This is a genomic window from Pedobacter sp. 01T416_2 (genome assembly GCF_056398925.1).
This window is the reverse complement of sequence record NZ_JBFTQI010000417.1, coordinates 1-5,211: the sequence shown is the minus strand read 5'-3', so window position 1 is coordinate 5,211 and position 5,211 is coordinate 1. Positions and strand designations below refer to the sequence as shown.

Sequence of the window (5,211 nt, the reverse complement as noted above, 5' to 3'; positions counted from 1 at the left end):
CTGCTGGGTGGCCTCCTGTTTACTTTTCTATTTTGGCAAGAAAGGTTAGCGCTCAATCTGCTTATTTATAGCATCTATTTACTGGYTATCACCTTTATTAATCCAGATGTAGTTAARGGTATAAAGCTAAAAATTTACGGTTTAGCACACCTTTTGGCCGCAGTACTGGTGGTAGTTAATAATTCTGATTTATCTGTTGCCACCTATTATATCAGTTTGCTGTTATTTATCGGCTTTAGTCATAACCAGCAGATCAGAACGATTTTTGCCGCTTTTCTTGCCAGTATTTTACAAATGATAACGGTTCCTTTTAATGCCATAAAACATTTAAGTAAAATAAGCATAGGTAATTTTAACCTGAAACCTATTTTCAAATTAATTAAGTACATTTTTATTCCAGTTATTGCCGTAATCTTTTTTGCGTGTTTATATTCTGCAGCCAATAATGTTTTTGCCCACTATGCCGAAAGCGTATTAACTAACATCGGACTGTTTTTAGAAAATATACTCCATTTCTTTTTTAAAGATTTAAGTATCGAACGTATCATACATTTCTGCTTTGGATTAGCCTTAACAGGAGGTTTAATACTCGCATTTTTTGATAAAACTTTAGAAAAAGCAGAACTGACATGCAAGGAACAATTAGTAAGGATCAGAAGAACATCAGGTCAAAAAACGATTTGGTACCACATTGTAGAAACATTTAGCGGCAACCTCTTAACACGGAAAATGGCTTTAAAAACCGAATACATTGTAGGCATAATTTCGTTTATTGCCCTTAACCTCCTATTGTTGTTATTAAATGCCATCGATATTACCACGCTTTGGTTCGGTTATAAACCTTCAGGAAATTTCTCTGGAGAGCTACACCAGGGCACCAATACGCTAATCTTTAGTATTATAATGGCCATGGCGGTAATCCTTTACTTTTTTAGGGGAAATCTGAATTTTTATCGTAAAAGCAAAACATTAAGGGTGCTTGCCTTTACCTGGATGGTTCAAAATTTCATCCTGATCATCTCCGTATTTATCCGCGATGGTTATTATATCGAATTTCATGGTTTAACACATAAAAGAATCGGTGTTTTGGTCTTCGCCACACTTTGCATCATCGGTTTGGCAACGGTTTATTTTAAAGTAGCGAAACAGAAAACAATATTCTACCTTTTCAAAGTAAATGGTAACATCTGGTTTGCCCTTTTATTAACTTTTAGCATCATCAACTGGGATGTTTTAATTGTAAAATATAACCTCAACCATGTTGATGCCGTTGCTATTGATCCTTATTATCTAACCTCTTTATCAGAAAAGACGCTCCCATTCTTAGATAAAAACAGATCAAAAATCCATCCTTCAACCAATAATGATTCTGAAGTTGCCAAAGTAGATCGACCGGAAGAAGCGCTAATGAGAAAATTAGACGAGCGAATTGGTTATTTCAAAGAACGTTACGAAAAATCGGGCTGGTTATCGTGGAATTTACAGGATTGGAATACCGCGGAATATTTTGGGTTAAATAAATAAAATCATGTCAAAGAATCTGCTAGCGCTACTAATAATTTTTCTATCCATTTTGCAGGGTCCATTTATATATTATTATGGAGGGGGTTTTATGTCCTTTGTATTTATACTACCGTACCTTTTTATTGGACTTATTCTGTCATCATTTTTACTATACAGTATTATAGCGAAAAAAGGTATAGCCACAAAATTCCATATAACAGCATTAACTTTCGGCGTTTGCCTAGGTACTATTTCACTTTTTAGTGAAGACTATTTTGAAAAAATTGATTGGCATTTCAGAAAAGGACAGAGAAAGGAAATCATATCACGGATTAAAAGCGGCAGCATAATATATGATGCTAACAAATCAGTTCATCATCTGAACGAATTTAAGTATGCACTAATATCAAATGGAGGAAATGACATTTCAATATCCACAAATGAAAAAAATCAGGTAACGGTAGAGTTTTTCATTAACCGTGGCTTTTTAGATCATTATTCCGCATTTGTATATACAGATGCTCCGAATGAAATTAAGCGTTTAGAAAAAGAAATTCAATCTTCTTTTAAGGAAAATAATTTTAAAATCACAAAAAACTGGTACCGCTTAAATTATTGATAAACTAAATTATAATTAACCGCTCAACCCTTAGCTCCCTGATGCAAACCGCATCGGGGAAACTAAAAATTATTTAATTATCCATTTAAAACGTATATTAAAATATAAAAATCATGAAAAATCCAGAAACATTAAATTCAGGCAAACTAAGAATCATCATTATTTTAAGCATAATAGCATCAATATTAGCTATTCCTTTAATAGCCATGCAATTTACAAATGAGGTACAGTGGGACTTAAGGGATTTTGTTGCCGCTGGCATATTACTGCTTAGTACGGGTTTAGCCATTGAGCTTGTAATTAGAAACATGAAAACAGGCACCAGTAGGACCATAGTCCTAATTGTAATTTTAATTGCATTGTTTTTAATCTGGGCAGAAATGGCTGTTGGAATTTTTGGGTCGCCGATTGCAGGAAGTTAGCACATTTTTAAAACAAATGTATAATGCCATTTCCAAATACGACCTAATATCGGCGATCTTAAGCCAATAAACACTTTTATTGGCTATACTCCCCTTAAATCAAAATTAACGACAATGAAAAAAATAATCTCAATAACTTTATTAAGTTTTACCATACTAGCATCATCCTGCACTGAGGAAATTAAAACCATTTCTACGGAAACAAGTAACATTCAAACGAAAAGTCAGCCTAAAATACAATACGATTCTCCAATTATCATTGGTAAAACAGATATTCTGCTATACCCATTAAGATTAAATGATGGCGATTACGATAGTTATAAAAGAGACGTGAATTCCAATCATTGGAACCTCATCTTTCACAATGTTATTTCAGGTAAAAGCGAATTATTGACTAAAGAAAAAGTTATTATCAACTCCTTCAATATTGGTCATTCAGAACATAGTCCAAATAATCAAAATACTTTATCCGATCAGTTTATCTACTATAATATTACCGATTCTGACTATGATGGAAATAAAAAACTAACAGACAGAGATCCTAGTAAACTTTACCTCTCTAACCTGGAGGGAAAATCATTTATCCGGATATCTCCAAACAACTATGATGTAAGTAGTTGGAAAATAGACGATAAACATGATTTAATATTAATGGATCTGATAAAGGATACTAATGGAGATAAAGAATTTGATGATAAGGATGAGGTTGAATATTTTACATACAACTTAAAAACAGGGGCTTTAAAAACTGTCTTCGATAAGAACTTTAAAGATCAAATTAAAAATTTAGCAAAAAAAGTATTGTAGAATAGCTACATCTGCTTCTTTATTGAGGTTAAGGCCCTATAATCAGCTTGTGTACCACATCACTTTTCCCGATTAACACAAAACGTTCATTTTCTGAAAAAATCGGCAATTGCTATTTGTTTAAAGGGTTTGAAATTGTAGCTTTGGGCAAATTTTGTAGCAAATGAATATTCACGAATACCAGGGTAAACAAATATTAAAAAGTTTCGGTGTTAACGTTCAAGAAGGAATAGTTGCCGATACTCCTGAGCAAGCTGTTGAGGCTGCTAAGCAACTGAAAATAGATTACAATTCTGACTGGGTTGTAATTAAAGCGCAAATCCACGCTGGTGGTCGCGGTAAAGGTGGAGGTGTTAAATTAGCCAAAAACCTTGAAGAAGTTAAACAACGTGCAACCGACATTATTGGTATGCAATTGGTGACTCCTCAAACCGGCCCTGAAGGTAAATTAGTGAGTAAAATTTTAGTTGCTCAGGATGTTTATTATCCGGGTGCTTCTGAAACCAAAGAATTCTACATTTCTGTATTGTTAGACCGTGCAAAAGGCCGTAACATTATCATGTACAGCACCGAAGGTGGTATGGATATCGAAGAAGTTGCCGAGCACACTCCACACTTAATTTTCAAAGAAGAAATCGACCCTAAAGTTGGCTTACAAGGCTTCCAAGCCCGTAAAGTAGCTTTTAACTTAGGCGTTAGTGGTGCTGCACATAAAGAAATGGTTAAATTTGTAACCGCTTTATACAAAGCTTACGAAGCTACCGACTCTTCAATGTTCGAAATCAACCCGGTATTAAAAACTTCTGATGATAAAGTAATTGCAGTTGATGCTAAAGTGAATCTGGATGAAAACGCTTTATTCCGTCATCCTGATTATGCAGCAATGCGCGATGTTACGGAAGAAGATCCGATGGAAGTTGAAGCAAGTGCTTCTAACCTAAACTTCGTTAACCTTGATGGTAACGTAGGTTGTATGGTTAACGGTGCTGGTTTAGCTATGGCTACCATGGATATTATTAAATTGGCCGGTGGTGAGCCTGCTAACTTCTTAGACGTTGGCGGAACTGCCAATGCACAAACAGTTAAAGCTGCCTTCAACATCATTTTGAAAGATCCAAACGTTAAAGCAATTTTGATCAACATTTTCGGTGGTATTGTTCGTTGTGATCGTGTTGCTCAAGGTGTAATTGATGCTTATAAAGAAATCGGTAATATTCCGGTGCCAATTATCTGCCGTTTACAAGGTACAAATGCCGAAGAAGCTAAAAAATTAATTGATGAATCTGGCCTTCAGGTTTACTCAGCAATCGCTTTAAAAGAAGCTGCAGATTTAGTTACTAAAGTATTGGCTGAACAAGCATAGGCTTAAGCTAAAAGTCGAAAGACCAAAGCTTAAAGCAATACATATTTTAAAACCTTTCAGTGAAAACTGGAAGGTTTTTTCATTTCCGAACCTTCATTGCGAAGCCGATTTTTCTCGACTGTGGCAATCTCTAGATAAAGTTTCAATTATTATGAAAATCAAGGTCCTGTTCTCTTCGGCCCCGATAGCCCTGCTATCACTGCAATCTTTTTGCGATTGTCAGTCTGAGCGGAGTCGAAGACCCTGCAGCAAAAAGTATTTTCGTTATATCAGGTTTATTTAACTTGGGTCCGTCGTACTTCGGAAAAAAAACCAACGTTGAACTTCCTAAGTCTAGCTCCACGCTACCCTGTTAGACTTCGGAAGTTAATCTGTGCGGAATTCCAAAATATCACCAGGCTGGCAATCTAAAGCCTTACAAATCGCCTCTAACGTTTCCAAACGGACAGCCTTTGCTTTGCCTGTTTTGAGTATCGATAAATTAGACATTGTAATCC

The 5,211-nt window shown here is 35.3% G+C and carries 6 protein-coding genes; 5 read left to right on the top strand and 1 reads right to left on the bottom strand.

The genetic code is table 11. The features are described 5' to 3' along the window. From AC1DPQ_RS16860 to sucC, 5 genes are all read left to right on the top strand, one after another. The coding region (locus tag AC1DPQ_RS16860; RefSeq protein ID WP_477610312.1) for a DUF4153 domain-containing protein at positions 1-1,524 on the top strand (1,524 nt) is incomplete at its 5' end. A 4-nt stretch (positions 1,525-1,528) separates the two neighbouring features. Beyond that, a complete protein-coding gene (locus tag AC1DPQ_RS16855) occupies positions 1,529-2,122 on the top strand; it encodes a hypothetical protein (RefSeq protein WP_477583638.1) in 594 nt (197 codons plus the stop codon). A 113-nt stretch (positions 2,123-2,235) separates the two neighbouring features. Continuing rightward, a complete protein-coding gene (locus AC1DPQ_RS16850) occupies positions 2,236-2,544 on the top strand; it encodes a hypothetical protein (RefSeq protein WP_477583637.1) in 309 nt (102 codons plus the stop codon). A gap of 114 nt (positions 2,545-2,658) precedes the next feature. Continuing rightward, complete coding sequence (locus AC1DPQ_RS16845) at positions 2,659-3,351, top strand: hypothetical protein (RefSeq protein ID WP_477610311.1); 693 nt, start codon at positions 2,659-2,661, stop codon at positions 3,349-3,351. A 163-nt stretch (positions 3,352-3,514) separates the two neighbouring features. Further along, on the top strand, positions 3,515-4,714 hold the full coding sequence (gene sucC / locus AC1DPQ_RS16840; protein WP_025142947.1) for an ADP-forming succinate--CoA ligase subunit beta: 1,200 nt from the start codon (positions 3,515-3,517) through the stop codon (positions 4,712-4,714). Between the two features lie 366 nt (positions 4,715-5,080). Here the strand turns inward: sucC and AC1DPQ_RS16835 are convergent, their stop codons facing one another. Further along, positions 5,081-5,209, bottom strand: coding sequence for a helix-turn-helix domain-containing protein (locus tag AC1DPQ_RS16835; RefSeq protein WP_477610313.1), 129 nt, complete (start codon positions 5,207-5,209; stop codon positions 5,081-5,083). Positions 5,210-5,211: the final 2 nt, after the last annotated feature.

Coding starts and splice junctions, on each gene's coding strand:
- AC1DPQ_RS16855 (WP_477583638.1), top strand. CDS start 1,529: ATGTCAAAGAATCTGCTAGCGCTACTAATAATTTTTCTATCCATTTTG.
- AC1DPQ_RS16850 (WP_477583637.1), top strand. CDS start 2,236: ATGAAAAATCCAGAAACATTAAATTCAGGCAAACTAAGAATCATCATT.
- AC1DPQ_RS16845 (WP_477610311.1), top strand. CDS start 2,659: ATGAAAAAAATAATCTCAATAACTTTATTAAGTTTTACCATACTAGCA.
- sucC (WP_025142947.1), top strand. CDS start 3,515: ATGAATATTCACGAATACCAGGGTAAACAAATATTAAAAAGTTTCGGT.